The sequence below is a fragment of the Methyloferula stellata AR4 genome, from assembly GCF_000385335.1.
Classification (GTDB): domain Bacteria; phylum Pseudomonadota; class Alphaproteobacteria; order Rhizobiales; family Beijerinckiaceae; genus Methyloferula; species Methyloferula stellata.
In genome coordinates this window covers 2339194-2353952 of sequence record NZ_ARWA01000001.1, presented here as the reverse complement: position 1 = coordinate 2353952, position 14759 = coordinate 2339194, and the positions used below count along the sequence as shown (strand labels likewise).

Here is a 14759-nt window from a genome sequence, read left to right as displayed (position 1 = left end):
CATGGATTGCTTCGTCGCTCTGCTCCTCGCGATGACGGATCGATGATTGAGTCCAGATTCTAAGCGATCGGCACCGCCATCGGCGCGTAAGGCGAGTAGCCGTCCGCGGTCTCAAGCACGCGCTCCACAACGGGTTCCAGCGGCTGCATGGCCTTGATCGTCACCGGCACGGACTTCGCCGCCGGCGTATTGCTGCGCTCGTCGCGATGCGACAGAGGCAGCACATTGTTGGTCTCCGGATAATAGGCCGCGCAGCAGCCGCGCGGGACATCGAAGGGCACGACCTTGAATCCGCTGGCGCGCCGCTCGACCCCATCTTCGATGGCAGAGGTGAATTCGATCAACGAGCCCGCGGAAAGGCCGAGTTCCGCCATGTCGCCTTCGTTCATGAAGACGACCATCCGGTCGTTTACGATGTCGCGGTAGCGATCGTTCAAGGAATAGACGGTCGTGTTGAACTGATCGTGGCTGCGCACTGTCATCAATTGCAGATGAGGCGTTTCCGGCGCATCGTCGTCCTCGTCCATCATGCCGGGCTTGAAGAGGAAATTGGCCTTGCCCGTAGGCGTATTCCATACGCGCTCTCTGGCCCCGTTCGGCAGATGGAAGCCGCCGGGCTGCGCGATCTGCGCATTGAAGTTTTCGAACAGATCGGGGAAGACGGCCTCGATCTTGTCGCGGATCAGTCCGTAATCCGCGACGAAGGCATCCCAATCGATAACGGCGCGGTCGGCGACGGTCGCCTTCGCCAATTCCGAGACGATCCAGGGCTCCGAGCGGCAGAATTCGCTCGCAGGCGTCAGAAGACCGCTCGACCCATGCACCATCGAGAAACTATCCTCGACCGTCACCGTCTGCTTCACACCGTTTTGGAGATCGAGTTCGGTGCGCCCGAGCGCCGGAAGGATATAGGCCTGCCTGGCGTGGATCAGATGGCTGCGATTGAGCTTGGTGGCGATCTGCACGGTGAGCTTGATGCCGCCCACTTTTGCCGCCACCCGCTCGAAGTCGGGGACGGCGCGAAAGAAATTGCCGCCCATGCCGAGGAAAGCATCGACCTCGCCGCGCAGGATCGCTTCGCAGCATTCGACCGTATCATGACCGCCTGCACGCGGATTATGAAAGCCGAAGACCTTATCCAGTTTGGCGAGGAAAGGCTCCTTCGGCTTTTGATAAATGCCCACGGTGCGATCACCTTGGACATTCGAATGGCCCCGAATCGGCGAAGCGCCCGCACCGAGCCTTCCGATATTGCCGCGCAAGAGCAGAAGATTGACAATCTGCTGCATGGCGTCGCCGCCATGGCGATGCTGGGTGATCCCCATTCCCCAGCAGATGATGACGCGCTCAGCCTTCATATAGATGTCGGCCGCCTGCTCGATCTGCTTGCGCGTCAGTGCCGTGAAACGCTCGATCTGCTGCCAGGTGAGCGAACGGACGTAATCGGCGAAAGCCTCGAAGCCATGCGTGTGTTCCTCGATGAAGCCGACATCGAGAACACGCGGCGCACCTGCCGCCTTCGCGGCATCGTCGGCCTCGATCACGACCTTGCAGACGCCCTGCAGAGCCATGATGTCGCCGCCCGTGCGCAGCTGAAAGAAATTCGAGCTGATCTCCTGCCCCGTACCGGTCAGCATTTCGACGGGATTTTGCGGATCGGTGAATCTGACAAGTCCCCGCTCGCGCAGCGGGTTGAAGCTGACGATCGGGATGCCGCGCCTCGCCATATCGTGCAAATTGCCCAACATGCGCGGGCTGTTCGTGCCGGGGTTCTGGCCGATGATGAAGAGCGCATCGCAATGATGCCAATCCTCCATCACCACCGTGCCCTTGCCGACGCCGATGCTTTCGGGCAGCGCAACGGAGGTCGTCTCGTGGCACATGTTCGAGCAATCGGGAAAATTATTGGTACCGATCAAGCGCCCGTAAAGCTGCCAGAGAAAGGCTGCCTCGTTCGAGGTGCGGCCAGAGGTATAGAGTTCGACGCGATTGGGATCGAGCGACCGCACAAAGGCGCCAATCTCGCGCAAGGCCACATCCCAATCAACAGGCTCATATTTGTCCGTCCCCGGATTATAGCGCATCGGATGCGTTAGGCGGCCATTGTCTTCCAGTGCATGATCGCTCCAGCCCTTGAGCTCTTCGACCGTGTGTTGCGCAAAAAACTCCGGCGCCGTGCGCTTTCGCGTGGCTTCCCAGGCGACGGCCTTGGCGCCGTTCTCGCAATATTCGGCGACATGCGGCACCTTCGGATCCGGCCAGGCACAGCTTGGGCAATCGAAACCGCCGGGTTTGTTCATCGACAAAAGGACCCGGTTTCCCCTCAATAAAATCCCCTGCTTGCCGAGTTGCTGCTCTGCTGCGTTTACAGCACCCCAGCCGCCGGCCGAGGCATGCTCGTCAGAAGGCTTACGCATTTGAGCCATGGAGTTTTCCTATTCGTTCGCGAACCGGAGAAGTGTCGCTGCCGTAACGCGCCTGCGCTGCAACTCGTTCGGAAGGCACCGGTCACTCTTCTCGTGAAGACGTTGCTGCTGCGCATGGCAGGCGGGGCGGTAACGACGGCCAAGCTCGCCGAGCTTGGCTTAAAGAAGCGATCACGGCGCTCGAAGAGCTGCCTTCGTACCGGCCATTGCAAACCGCTTTTCGGCAGAAATTAAGGAAACCAAATCAGCAAACGGCCGTTCGGCTATGGCAAGGATCGGAAACCAAGGAGGATATAAATGGGCATTCGTACATTGGCTTTGTGCGCCACGGCTTCGCTGTTTCTGGGTGGGGTCGCGGTTGCACAGACCTCGAATCAGAATATGGGCAACACGTCCGGCCCTTCCGCCGGCGGCAATGTGAGCCCGAGCACGGAAATGCAGTCGAATCGCAGCAGCGCCAAGGGGACCGATATGAACACCGGCGCCGGTGCGCCCGGCGTCCAAGCGCCCGGCGTCAAAGGCGCGGAAGGTTCCAAGAACGGCCCGGCTCCGAAAAGCCCCAAGTAAGACAAAACCCCAAGTAAGACCTGGAGCGCCGTCTCGCCCTGCCCCGCCTCTGCGGGTCGGGGCTTTTTTGCCGACTCTCGGCTCAGGCAGCCTCCGACGCCGCGCCCTTTTTCAAAAGCTTCAAAAATTGCGCGGCTGGCATCGGCTTGCCGAAAAGATAGCCTTGGACTTCCTCACAGCCGAAATCGATCAGTTTCGCCAATTGCTGCGACGTTTCCACCCCTTCGGCAATGACGTGAAATCCCATGCTGCGGCCAAGCGCGAGCACGGCTCGCACGATCGCCGCATCATCGGGATCTGTCAAAAGTCCCTTCACGAATTCCACATCGATCTTTAAACGCGTCAACGGATAGCGTTTCAGCAAACTCAAAGAGGCGTAGCCCGTCCCGTAATCGTCGAAGGCGATGCTGACGCCGCGCTTACGAAGGTTGCGCAAGGACTCGATCACGCCGTCATGAAGCCCGAGTATTGTGGTCTCGGTGATTTCAAGCTCAAGCAAATTGGCGGGCAGACGGTGGGTCGAAAGAGCCGTGCCCACCATGATATCGAGATTTTCGGCGCGCAACTGAGCCGCGAATAGATTGACCCCCATGCGGATCATATGACCGGACAGGACAAGCTCCACGGCGAAAGCGCAGGCAGCATTGATAATCCATAGACCGACATCGACGGCGATCTCGCTCGACTCGAGGGTTGAGAGGAAGGCGCTCGGCAAGAGAAGACCCCGTTCGGGATGGTTCCATCGCAAGAGAGCCTCGGCGCCCACGATATCCCTCGTGCCCACCCGCACTTGCGGCTGGAAATAAAGCTCAAACTCGCGGCGCGCAAAGGCAAGCCGCAATTCGTCTTCAAGATGCCGGCGCTCTTCGGCTTGCTGGCTGAGTTGCGGCCGGTACAATTCAACCCGGCGCCCGCCCGTCTTTTTCGCATGCAGAAGAGCGAGCATGCTGCATTTCAACACGGCATCGGCATTTTCGAAATGCAACGGACCGGAACAGGATGCTATTCCTATGCTCGCGCCAACATGGCTGATAGATCCATGGACATGGAACGGCTCGCTCATAGCCGCGAGGATTTGATCACCGACGGATTTGGCATGATGCGAATCCTTGCTCCGCAGCAAGACGCCAAACTCGTCGGCGCCGATGCGCCCGACGAAAGCGTCAGGCCCCGCGGTTCGAACAATACGTTCGGCAGTCGCCCTCAGCACGGCATCGCCGCCGGCCATGCCGATCGAGGAATTGATCATCTTGAACCGGTCGAGCCCAACCTTGAGCACGCAAAATATGGACGCTCCTCTAAGCTCGTCCTCGATCACCTCGATAAACCGCACCCTGTTGGGAAGCGCCGTCAGCCGATCGAAATGGGTCAGGTAGCGCATGTGCTCCTGGGCGCGATGGCGTTCCGAAACGTCGCGTATGATTGCACCGAATTGCCTGCCCTCGCCATCGTTCCAAAAGGTCAGCGAGAGTTCCGCGGGAAATAGGGTCTTATCCTGCCGCACGCCCGTGATCTCGATCGCCTTCCCCAGCGAAGATCTTTCGGGCGTCCAATGCGCAGCCTCCCTTTCGGCTCGGATGGTCGCACGAAATTCAGGAATGATTATTTCGAGCGGCTGGCCCAGGACGTCATTCGCCGAATAGCCGAACATTCCCTCGGCCGCCGTATTCCAAAAGGTCATAAGCCCGTCTTCGTTCGAACACACGATTGCGTCAGAGGTCGCCGCCGCCATCCGCAAAAAAGCTTGCTTCAAAATGGCAATGCGACGCCGCTCAAGCTGATCCATGCTAAGCGTCGCAAGCTTTTTGAGAATGCCCTTCTCATGCTCGTTCAGCCGCGGACGCGGCTCCGGATCGATGACGCAGATTGATCCAATCCTGTGCCCCTCGGCGGTGATGAGAGGAGCACCCGCGTAGAAACGGATGAATGGCTCTCCAATGACATAGGGATTGTTCTTGAAACGCGGGTCCACGCGCGCGTCGGGAATCACCATGACATCGTCGCAAACGAGCACATGCGTGCAAAAAGAGACATCGCGAGAACTGTCGCACGCCTCGAATCCGACGCGCGCTTTGTAGAATTGGCGATCTTTTTCAACATAGGAAATCAGCGCGATCGGCACGTCGAAAAGATCGGCGGCGAGCTCCGCAATATGATCGAATTCGGGCTCGGGAGGCGTGTCGACGACGACATATTCGGCCAATGCCGCGAGCCGCTGGGTTTCATCAGTCGGGATGGGATAGTTTTGTGCGGGCTTCGCCAATTTAGTCATTTTGACCTCAGCGGATTTGCGGCCACTGTGGCGGAGCGCCCTGAAAAATCTTCACTCCCAAACGTTAAAATAAGCGTCAAATTCTAACGGTAAGGCTAACCGGCAAGCTCAGCCGTAAGACGTCACGCGCTAATGCCCCACTCCCTCAGAATTGTGTTCAGCATCTCCGGCTGGAACGGCTTCGTCAGAATCCGCGCAAACGGATCATCGTGCAGTTTCCGCCGCAACTCATTCGTATCGTAGCCGGTTGTGACGATGATCGGCATCTGCGGTCTCAGAGCCCGGATCTTATCGATCAGATGCTCGCCGCTCACATCGGGCAGGCCGACGTCGAGAATGACGCACCGCAGCTCTTCTCCGGCGGCTTCGATCGCCGCCAAAGCTGATCGGCCATTGGCCGCTTCGCTGATTTGGAAGCCCACGTCGGCGAGCGTTTCGGCGACCATCATGCGGATCAGAACTTCGTCCTCAACCACCAAAATAAGGGACGGCATCTCGACCGGCTCAGCCAATGGAGGAGATGAGGTAAAGCTTTGGGTTTTTGGCAGGAGTTCCATAAAGGCTTCCGGGGTGTGTCATGAAAGAATGACTCTCAGCGTCAGGATGACGTATGAGAACATCATGTCTCAGCCCAGCTAGACAAGATCAGCAAATACCAATTCGGTTAGTAGCCCTCTCACTTTTGAGCCGGCTTGCGCGCCTTTGGACGCTTGGCCTTGAGTCTGAGGCCGGCATCGCGCCCGCTGACGCCGCGCTCTCTTGCCCAGATGATCGCCGCGGCTCGGCGCCTGACGCCGATCTTGCGGAACAGCGAAGAGACGTGGTTGCGAATCGTGTTTGGCGACAGGCCGAGACTCTTGCTCATGTCTTCATCGCTCTGGCCTTGGCAGATCAGACCGAGGATGTCGCGTTCGCGATTGGTCAGCTCGTCAAGTTCGATCGACGGTTGGGACGACGGCTTTGTCGCGCGGCGCAGCCCGGCCAGTTTTTCGACGACGGTGCGGCTGAACCAGGAGGTATCTTCCATGACGGCTTCAATCGCCGCGACCAATTCATCTTCCGAGCGCTTGCGATCGGCTATGTCTTGGATAACCCAAAGAACGCAGAGTTCGTCGCCGATCGTCACGGTCGCCGCGGAGACGAGGCAATCGGCCGCCACTTCATTCTTGGTTTGAATCTTGAGATCGACCTTGTCGATAAAGCCGGTCTTTTCGAAGGTGCCTTCGATCTGGCGCTGGGCCATTTTATCGTCCCAAAGAATGAGATCCGTGGCTTTATGTCCGATGATTTCGTCCTCGGCATATCCAAAAAGATCGCGGAAGGCCTGATTGATTTCCGTGATCTTGAACTCTTTCAGAGTCGTGATCGCCTGCGGCGCCGGCGAAAGCTGAAACGATTTGGAGAATCGTTCCTCGCTTTGGCGCAAGGCATGTTCGGTACCTTTCAGCGGATCGAGATCGGCGAAGGTAAACAGCATGCAGGCTTCGTCACTGTATTGAATCGGTTCGCCGGCGACGATGACAAATTTCTTTTTGCCATCGGGAAGCGGAACCGCGGCCTCCATTTGCGGAATGGTACGATTCTCCTTCAACCGCTCCATCGCCAGCTCGCGTTTGGAGGCTTGCGAAAGCACATCGATCTCATAGGCTGAGCGCCCGACAAGATCCTCGCGCGCATAGCCGGTCATCTCGAGAAACCCGGGATTGACCTTGACATAGCGCAGATCGGACAGGCGGCAGATGATTGCCGGCGCCGGATTGGCATTGAAGGCCGCCTCGAATCTTTGCTCGGCCTGATATTGTTCGGTGAGGTCATTGATGATGAGAAAGGCGATCTTGCCGTCGGACGGATCATCGGCGTGGAAACTGCGCACCGAGTGCACCCATAAGGCTTCGTCTTCATCGGTCTTGCGCACCTCGACCACGACATCTTGAAACATTTCGCCGGCGACGGCGCGCGCCATGGGATAGGCGTTCTCGTCGAGCCTGTGATTATTGCGATATCGAAGCTCGAAGCGCGCCGCGTAATCCTTGTAATGCGCACCGAGACCTTTGAGGGAAGCCAATCCGTGTTGGCCTAGCGCGGCATCGTTTGCCCAGACGAGACTGCCGCTTTCATCGAGTACGATGACCCCTTCGGACAGGGAAGAGATGATCTCTTCCAAGCGCGCCGGATCGCAGAATGCACGTTCAGCCTTTTGATTCATCGCCTGTTTGACCTCGCTGCCACACGCCAACGCGGCTCAGCTGACCCGGTTCCAAACGACTAATTTTTGGGAAAAGCCCACTATGAGTGTTCAAACCGTGGGCATTCTGCCTAACTCAGGCAAAATTAAGAGGCTGACCAACTCCTGCCCCGATGAGAACGCGGGCCTAGCACCAACAAGGCACCAACAAGGAGCGCCTAATGCGCGGCTGCTTTGGAGAGTGCGGTCATCACGACGATGCCTGCGATGATGAGCGCGATGCCGATCACCGCGGCGGCATCCAGTCTTTGCCCTTGAAAGAGCCATGCGATCGCCGCGATCAAAACGATGCCGACCCCCGACCAGATGGCATAGGCGACGCCGGTCGGTATGGTCTTCAGCGTGAGCGATAAAAAGTAGAAGGCGAGCCCATAGCCAAGCGCCGTAACGATCAAGGGCATGGGCTTCGTGAAGCCCTCCGACAGTTTCAGAAAGGTCGTGGCGCAAACCTCTGAGGCGATAGCAATGAAAAGGTAAACATAGGTCATCGGCGCTATATACACAAAATTTGTTGCATTGCCATGCGCGCCGTCTCTCCCCACCGCTTGACCGGATCGAGGCACAAAAACTCCGCCGGACATCATGTCCGACGGAGCCTCGTGATCTGGGGGATCACAGCATGCTTAACGCGGATTGTGATCCACGGTTCCGCTTGAGCACCAATGGGCGCAATTGCGAACGGCCCACGCCGTGTGCGCCGGTTTAGATGTTCCGGTTCGGGGTGCCTAGGACATGCACGTCCGGCGCGATCATGGCATTGTCGAAATGCTGCGTGAACATTGGCGCCGCGAAAAAGGCGACCGCCCGCAATGTTTCCGTGCCCGTGTTCGCAAGGTCATGACGTATGGGCGTCGGAATGACGAAAACGTCGCCCGGCTTGACCTGTTGGATCTTGCCGCCCTCCATGCGCAATTCGCCGGTACCGGCGATGATATATTGCGTCTCCTCGGTCGCGTCCGTATGCCAGCCGAGCCGCCCGCCCGGCTCGATTTCATAGACGATTGTCGAGGATTGTGTGGCTCCATGTCCTCCGTATGACGCGAAGGCTCCGGCCCAACGCACCGACGGATCATCCACGCCACCAACCTTCGCACGCGGAAGATCTTTGGTTGCAACGACGAAAATTGAATTCATTGCCGCCTCCTGATGTTGCGATCGACTATGTCGAGATCGTCCATGATGGAATAAATCGGCGCCCCATCGGCGCCAGCTGAATCGATAAATCTTGACGCGATGTTTTCCGCGCCCACCGTACCCGGACAGGTTTAGGGCGCATGCGATTTTAAGATGCGCGCAATCTATAGAGGATGAAGAATTTCACTCCATTGCTTCGTTCCGTGCCGCAGACGCGGGGCTGCTTCGGACGCAATGGAGGGGCCGGCAATATCGGGCAAAAGGCGCGGCCGGTATATGGATAACGCGATGGACCGTTCGCGCATGCAGACCAAACAGCATGAAATAACTGGCTCATCTTCAGACAAGCCATATCGGCGCGTAAAATTATTTCTGGCGACCCCGGCAGGGCTCGAACCTGCGACCTGCCGCTTAGAAGGCGGCTGCTCTATCCAGCTGAGCTACGGGGCCTCGTCAAATCCGTCCCGTCCGATCGCGTTTTAATGCGTCCATTGGCCGAGACGGGACGATTTGAAATTGTCCGAATAAGATTGAATTTTCCGTGTCGCGGGCAAAGGCTCTTCGACGCGATAGGCAAGGCCGTTGCGTTCGGCATAGGCGACGGCTTCGTCCTTGCTGCCGAACCGCAGGCGGATCTGGCTCTTCATATCGCCGGAACTCGTCCAGCCCATCAAGGGCTCGACCTCGCGCGGCATTTCCGGATCGAATTCGAGAACCCATAATTTCGTGCGCGCCGTGCCGGACTGCGTCGTGGTTCTGGTCGGCATGTAGATTCGTGCGCTCATCGTCTTTCCTCGAAACTGACGGGTCCAAATGCGGTTTTGATCGGGCAAGCGTTCCGTCAGGGCCCGGATGCGGAGGCCATTTCGGCCATTTTGACCGGAATTTAGGCGATGTTTCTGAATAAACCAGCCGGGCTTCCCTGACAACGGCCCGCGCCGGCCCGCCCCTCCTGCCGTCGAAACATAATTTCTTTAGGGCTCGGGTCTAATTTGAGCGGATTCAACTCGCTCCGCGCAGGTGACGTCCGATCGAGGCCGCGTCTGCGAAGAAATGCCAGCCGAGGCAATGCGACTATGGCAATCATCTACGACTTTTTCGAGTATGGGCCGTCAGACAGGTTGATTCAAAATAACAAAAACGCTTACCGTGAGAGTCGATGCAATGAGAGAGTCGTGGAGTCCATGATGGCGGACAAGTCCGTTATTCCCGCGCATATGCTTGACGAGTTGACCCGCCTGAGAGGCGCTCCGAGGCGGATATCGGACCTCGATCAGCGCCTGGATCAGCGCCTCGACCAGCGCTCCGACACGGACGTAAAAGTCGAGCGATCGATCAAGATGATCGAGCACGCCTCTGGACTGATGAAAATCAAATCCGAACAAACAGTCAGACTCGAACAGCAATTGCAGGCCTTGAAGCAGGAAAATGGAAAATTGGTCGCAATGTGCGATCAGGCCCACAAAGCCATCACCGATTTGAAACGTCAGCTCGATGCCCAGACCGCGCGGGCCAACGCCGCCGAACATTATGCCGTGCGGCTCGAGACGCAGTTGAACGTGACCGAAACGGCGGGCCGGGAAACCAAGGTCAATCTCGCGCGTCTCGCGGAACTCATCGAACAGACCTTCGGGCCATCTGCCAATGAGTTTACCATCGAGTCGGATCGGGACGCGGCGGTCGCCTGAAGGCGAGCGTAATTCGCTGAGAAGGTCTTGTGCCGGTACGACGGCACAGACATGGGCCAGATGCGACGCGCTCGCCACGGTCACATCAATTGGTGCATTTGGTCGGGGCAGCAGGATTCGAACCTGCGACCTATAGTTCCCAAAACTATCGCGCTACCAGACTGCGCTATGCCCCGCAAAGCATCGGATCATCCAATGCCTTATATGGAATTCCGACATCGGAATTCATCCGATGTCTCAAAGCGTAAAATAACCGCCCTTACCTGAAGTCTCAGCTAGCGGCCAGAGCGGCTTTGCCGACCGGCAGCGCAAAATGCCCGCTTCGTCGCCAGCGTCTCGCTAGCATGAGGGGCCTGGGCCGACAAGGCGGCTTGCCAACTTACTTGCCCGATCTTATTGCCCCCATCCTATTTGCCGAAGAGGCTGTGATGGACCTCATCGCCGATTTTGAGGTCGATCTTGGCCGCCGTTCCGGCATTGAGCTCCAGCACGCCATAAGTCGGAGCCCCCGATGGGATGATTTTTTCCGACAAAGGCTCGGCATTCTCGGCAATGCCGACGACACGGCCCGATTTCGCGATAAAGACCATATCGAGCGGCAGATAGGTATTTTTCATCCACATCATGACCGGCCGCTCAGTCTTGAAATCGAAGAGCATGCCGCGGTCCGGCGGCAGAAACCGGCGGAACATGAGGCCATGTTCGAGTTCGGGCGGCGTGCGCATGACCTCGACCGAGAAGTCATGCGTCCCGCTTGCGGTGACGATCGACAGCTTTTCGAGCGACTGCGCTCGCTCCTCAGCCGAGACGCCAGAGGGGATGGCAAGGAAACCGAAAAGAAGAGCAAAAGCGCAAAGACAGCCAGAGACGGCAAAAACCCATCGCGTCATGAACACACTCCGTCCCCTGCCCGAGCTGCGGGCTTTACACATCAGTGGTCGGGATTTGCCGGAGCTTTCAATAAAAATCAATGTGAGGGCGGCAGGACGGCCTCGAGCGGGCGGACTTCCGCCGCCATCAATCCTTTCGGCCCGTCGCCAAAGCGCACGAGCAGGCCCTCGCCCGGATTGAGCTCCGTGATTCCATAACGCCGCAAGGTTTCCATATGGACGAAAATATCTTCCGTCCCATCGCCGCGCGTGAGGAAACCGAAACCGCGCGTCCGGTTAAACCATTTGACGATTGCGATCTCAAAGCCACCCGAAGGCGTCACTTGCACATGCGTGCGTGCTGGCGGCAATTGCGTCGGATGGACGGCGGTCGTTTCATCCATGGAAAGGACGCGGAAGACCTGAAGCCCTTTTGCTCGCACGGCCGCTTCGCAGACGACACGCGCGCCTTCGCGCGCCGTTTGAAAGCCATCCTTGCGCAGAACGGTGACATGGAGGAGAACGTCGGCCGCGCCATCGTCAGGGACGATGAAACCATAGCCCTTCGCGACATCGAACCATTTGATGCGTCCGGCAACCTCGACGAGGTCGAGCGCCTCGAGACTCGCAGCGCCGTCTAACGCAGTGGGTTCGCTTGATACCGAAGTGGGATTCTTGTGCTGAATACCCAATGGACCAATCCTCAAAAGCTACGCTCAAATGCTTACGAACAAACCGCCTGGCAATGGTCTAAGTCCCGATATGACGAATCAATCAACCGCGACTCAAACTCATATGCGACAAGATAGCATCGACACGAACCCGCAACAGGGGTGAAATGGCGCGAAGTTGTGGATGGTTCGAAAAGATCTTGAAGATCCAATCAATGTGATCCGCTTCCATCTGCCCTTCCTACCTCAGATTAGGGTGTGCGATTTCACACTATGAGGCGAGGCTTGAGCGAGGATGGATTCAGGACCTGAGCGGTCAGGATGCGAAAGGCTGCAGAATATCCCCGATATCCCCGCGCAAAACGAGATCCGCGACATCGTCGAGGGGCGTTTGCTCGCCATTGAGGATCACAAGCCGCGCCCCATGCTGGCGCGCAAGCGACGGGAAGGACGCCGCCGGATAAACCACGAGAGATGAGCCTATGGCCAGGAACAGATCGCAGTCGGCGGTTACGGCCAAGGCTCGGCGCATAGGCTCCTCAGGCATAGGCTGACCGAATGAAACGGTCGCGGCTTTGATCGGCCCTCCGCAAGCGGGGCAGTCGGGCGCGGCGCCGGTCGCGTCGAAGGCGCGGCGAATCTCATTGAGCTCGTAGCGCAGCCCGCATTTCACGCATGTGGCGTAAGTGCCGTTGCCATGAAGCTCGATGATATGCTCTTCGGCGACGCCTGACATTTGTTGCAAATTATCGATATTTTGAGTGACGATCGCCGCCATTTTGCCGCTTGCGATCAGATTGGCGAGCGCGTAATGGCCCCGCCCCGGCTCCGCCCGGCCATAGATATCGTCCAATGCGAATTTCCGCCGCCAAGCTTCTTCGCGCATCAAGACATCCGACATGAAGAGATCGAATTCGATCGGCTTGTAACGCAGCCAAGGCGAGTTCTTCGAGCGGAAATCAGGCACGCCGCATTCGGTCGAAAGGCCAGCCCCGGTGAAGGCAACGATTTTATTCGCCTGATCGATCGCTTCGCGCAATAAAGTTCGCGCTTCTTCCAGCTCCGACACAATGACGGTCAATGTTTCGAACCTCCATCGGCCTCAGGACCTAGACCGACGCAAACCTCGTTCCAACGCGCCTTTGAGGATGATGGCGGCGATAGAACGGTTCTATTGCTTGATGACGCGCCAATATGACGTGAATTGCGCGTGCCGGGATGCCAAAGCATTCAAGCCTCGGCTTCATCCTCATCCTCGGGCGGCGTTGTTCCGAGCAGAAGATGCAAGGCCTCATAAGGGTCGGGCGCCTCCATCAGGACGCTGGCGACGCGCACCGCCTTGGCACCGAGTTTCGCCATATGCTCGATATCGGCGAGCGTTCTGATGCCGCCTTCCGCAACCGCCAAAGCGCGATCGTTCGGAATGAGCGGCAAGAGCCGGTCGCAAATGCTCATGTCGAGTTCCATCGTCTCGAGATCGCGATTGTTGACGCCGATCAGGCTCGACCCGGAGCGCAGCGCGATTTCAAGCTCGGCTTCGTTGCGCACTTCGACCAGCGCGTCGAGCGCGACCGAATTGGCTCGCGCCGCATATTCGATCGTATCCTCGCCAAGAATGCCCACGATCAAAAGCACGCAATCGGCGCCGGCATAACGCGTTTCGAGGACCTGATATTGATCGACCACGACATCGTTGGACATGATCGGCAGATTGGCCGATTTGGCCGTCGCGAGATCGGCGATGCTGCCGCGAAAGAAGCGCCGGTCTGGTGAGGCCGAGATGCAGGTCGCTCCCGCATCGCGAAAATCCTCGGCGATGTCCATGACGTCGACCCGCGAACGCGTCGACTTCGACAGAGGCGATGCGCCGCGAATATCGGCGATGACGCCCGGCTTGCCGGTCTGCCGGAAATGCTCGAACAAATGGCTCATGAAGCCGCGCGTCATCGCAAACTCGCCGATGGCGCCGGTCAATTGGCCGGCGCTTTTCTTGGCTTTGGATTTATCGACGTCCGCCTGGCGCTGCTCGATGATCGATTTCAGGCGCGGCCCGATCGTGGGACTATAGGTCATGTCAGGCTTTCTTTGGGCTCATCAGCGAGCCGTAACGTAAGGTGCCTGGTCACGCAACTTTGCGCATCAGGCATGCTGACGGCTTCGTCAGTCTCCGTCCTTCAAGGCCTGCGCTTCAATGCGTCCACGCTGGCTGAGCCCGATGAAGCCGAATCTGGCCCGCTCGGCCACAAGACCTTCGTTCAGGATCGCCATATGGACCGCACGCAGCTCGTCGCGCGTAAACTCGAGATCCTTCTCGATCGAAGCCGAGGCCATCGCATGATCGGGCGGCGCGCCCTTTTCATACAGATAGAGCAATAGCTGTCTGCGCAGGACCTGCATCCGCTCCTCGGCGAGCGTGGGAATTGCCGAATATTTCTGTGTTTCTTCCGCCATGGCTGGTTCCGATCTTCAGCCCGAACCGCGCATCAATGTGCGCGGGGCTGACTGCCTCATATGCCGGCCGGACATCGCAGATATCTGCCAAGGCCCATTTCACCGAGACAAGGGTTCGACGCCGATCCGGTTGGGTAACAAATGACCTTCCCGTCTCGCAAGCTTCTTCTTTGAGCGTCCTGGTCATTGAAACAGCAGTCATCCGAGGCTTTTTCTCAGAGGCGCAAAAGTCTCGGCCCTGGTTCGCAGCCAAGGGAACCGCCAATAAGGAACGCCGTCGGCGATGGCGTATATATGATGGAAACCGAGGCTAATATGGAATGATTTTAAATATAAAACATAGATATTGCAGAATATTACTACGTGAATTATCGTTTACATGTCGTTTAGCTACGAGAAATGAAGATGGACTATATCCTATACCATGGAATTAGAC

14 protein-coding genes and 2 tRNA genes are annotated in these 14759 nt (G+C 57.8%); 2 read left to right on the top strand and 14 right to left on the bottom strand.

The window, feature by feature from the left end:
• Positions 1 to 59: 59 nt before the first annotated feature.
• Positions 60 to 2426 (bottom strand): FdhF/YdeP family oxidoreductase, encoded by a 2367-nt coding sequence (locus A3OQ_RS22125; RefSeq protein WP_020175547.1) that lies wholly within the window; start codon positions 2424 to 2426, stop codon positions 60 to 62.
• Between the two features lie 297 nt (positions 2427 to 2723).
• Here A3OQ_RS22125 and A3OQ_RS0111535 point away from each other — a divergent pair, with 297 nt between their 5' ends.
• Positions 2724 to 2993: a hypothetical protein gene (locus A3OQ_RS0111535; protein ID WP_020175546.1), complete on the top strand. Its 270-nt coding sequence runs from the start codon at positions 2724 to 2726 to the stop codon at positions 2991 to 2993.
• Between the two features lie 82 nt (positions 2994 to 3075).
• On the opposite strand, the gene A3OQ_RS0111530 is transcribed toward A3OQ_RS0111535, so the two are convergent.
• The 7 genes from A3OQ_RS0111530 to A3OQ_RS0111495 form a co-directional block, all read right to left on the bottom strand.
• The gene (locus A3OQ_RS0111530; protein WP_040580033.1) at positions 3076 to 5265 is read right to left on the bottom strand and encodes a sensor domain-containing phosphodiesterase; all 2190 of its coding nucleotides are present in this window, start codon (positions 5263 to 5265) and stop codon (positions 3076 to 3078) included.
• Positions 5266 to 5387: 122 nt separating this feature from the next.
• Positions 5388 to 5822: a response regulator gene (locus tag A3OQ_RS22120; RefSeq protein WP_083931569.1), complete on the bottom strand. Its 435-nt coding sequence runs from the start codon at positions 5820 to 5822 to the stop codon at positions 5388 to 5390.
• A gap of 119 nt (positions 5823 to 5941) precedes the next feature.
• Positions 5942 to 7471: a helix-turn-helix transcriptional regulator gene (locus A3OQ_RS0111520; protein WP_020175543.1), complete on the bottom strand. Its 1530-nt coding sequence runs from the start codon at positions 7469 to 7471 to the stop codon at positions 5942 to 5944.
• A 197-nt stretch (positions 7472 to 7668) separates the two neighbouring features.
• A complete protein-coding gene (locus A3OQ_RS0111515) occupies positions 7669 to 7998 on the bottom strand; it encodes a DMT family transporter (RefSeq protein ID WP_020175542.1) in 330 nt (109 codons plus the stop codon).
• A gap of 214 nt (positions 7999 to 8212) precedes the next feature.
• Complete coding sequence (locus tag A3OQ_RS0111510; RefSeq protein ID WP_020175541.1) at positions 8213 to 8644, bottom strand: cupin domain-containing protein; 432 nt, start codon at positions 8642 to 8644, stop codon at positions 8213 to 8215.
• A 373-nt stretch (positions 8645 to 9017) separates the two neighbouring features.
• Positions 9018 to 9094 (bottom strand) — tRNA-Arg (locus tag A3OQ_RS0111500).
• A 29-nt stretch (positions 9095 to 9123) separates the two neighbouring features.
• The gene (locus tag A3OQ_RS0111495; RefSeq protein WP_026595740.1) at positions 9124 to 9429 is read right to left on the bottom strand and encodes an ETC complex I subunit; all 306 of its coding nucleotides are present in this window, start codon (positions 9427 to 9429) and stop codon (positions 9124 to 9126) included.
• A 402-nt stretch (positions 9430 to 9831) separates the two neighbouring features.
• Between A3OQ_RS0111495 and A3OQ_RS0111490 the strand changes: the two genes are divergently transcribed.
• Positions 9832 to 10332 carry a hypothetical protein gene (locus A3OQ_RS0111490; protein WP_152428414.1) on the top strand — a complete coding sequence of 167 codons (501 nt, stop codon included), beginning with the start codon at positions 9832 to 9834 and terminating at the stop codon, positions 10330 to 10332.
• 99 nt (positions 10333 to 10431) lie between these two features.
• On the opposite strand, the gene A3OQ_RS0111485 is transcribed toward A3OQ_RS0111490, so the two are convergent.
• The 6 genes from A3OQ_RS0111485 to A3OQ_RS0111460 form a co-directional block, all read right to left on the bottom strand.
• Positions 10432 to 10508, bottom strand: a tRNA-Pro gene (locus tag A3OQ_RS0111485).
• Positions 10509 to 10739: 231 nt separating this feature from the next.
• Entirely contained in the window at positions 10740 to 11222 is a 483-nt protein-coding gene (locus A3OQ_RS0111480; RefSeq protein WP_020175538.1) for a DUF192 domain-containing protein, read from the bottom strand.
• Positions 11223 to 11299: 77 nt separating this feature from the next.
• Positions 11300 to 11893, bottom strand: coding sequence for a cold-shock protein (locus tag A3OQ_RS0111475; RefSeq protein ID WP_020175537.1), 594 nt, complete (start codon positions 11891 to 11893; stop codon positions 11300 to 11302).
• Between the two features lie 295 nt (positions 11894 to 12188).
• Positions 12189 to 12953 (bottom strand): SIR2 family NAD-dependent protein deacylase, encoded by a 765-nt coding sequence (locus A3OQ_RS0111470; protein WP_020175536.1) that lies wholly within the window; start codon positions 12951 to 12953, stop codon positions 12189 to 12191.
• Positions 12954 to 13102: 149 nt separating this feature from the next.
• Entirely contained in the window at positions 13103 to 13945 is an 843-nt protein-coding gene (locus tag A3OQ_RS0111465) for an indole-3-glycerol phosphate synthase TrpC (protein ID WP_020175535.1), read from the bottom strand.
• Between the two features lie 87 nt (positions 13946 to 14032).
• Positions 14033 to 14323, bottom strand: a complete 291-nt coding sequence (locus tag A3OQ_RS0111460) for a hypothetical protein (RefSeq protein ID WP_020175534.1) — start codon at positions 14321 to 14323, stop codon at positions 14033 to 14035.
• Positions 14324 to 14759: the final 436 nt, after the last annotated feature.